General features: G+C 53.2%; 1 protein-coding gene. It reads right to left on the reverse strand.

Annotated elements, in window-relative coordinates; all coding sequences use genetic code 11:
- A partial coding sequence (locus NZM05_12690; GenBank protein MCS7014472.1) for a site-specific DNA-methyltransferase occupies positions 1-573 on the reverse strand: 573 nt, incomplete at both ends.

The raw sequence follows: 573 nt of genomic DNA on the forward strand, positions 1-573 counted from the left end.
TCGATTTCAATTCCAATGAAGCGGCGACCGAGTTTCTTTGCCACCACTGCCGTCGTGCCTGAACCGAGAAACGGGTCGAGCACGACATCACCTTCATTGGAGCTTGCAAGAATCAGTTTGGCGATAAGCTTTTCGGGCTTTTGCGTCGGGTGGTCGGTGTTTTCAGGCATTGACCAAAACGGCACGGTGATGTCCGTCCAAAGATTTGAAGGTGCAGTCAGGCGAAAGTTGCCATCGGGGGTTTCTTCCCAATCTTTTGGCATGCCGTTCTCGCGGTAGGGCGCGAGGACTTTGCGCTTGAGCCTCACTGCATCAGCGTTGAAAACATAGTCGTCGGAGACAGTGCAAAACCAGATGTCTTCGGAGCAATTTTTCCAGTTGCGTTTAGCGGCTCTGCCTTTTTCGCGCTCCCAAGTGATGCGATTGCGCACGATGAGGTATTTCTCCAAAACAAATTGCAGCGCGCCCGACATTCGCCATTCGCCGCAGAAATACACGCTTGCCGTTGGTTTGAGCGTCCGCAGCAACTTCGGTAGCCACGATTCAAGGTAAGCGACGTAGTCAGCGGTTGCG

The organism is Chloroherpetonaceae bacterium, from assembly GCA_025056565.1.
Taxonomy (GTDB): domain Bacteria; phylum Bacteroidota; class Chlorobiia; order Chlorobiales; family Thermochlorobacteraceae; genus Thermochlorobacter.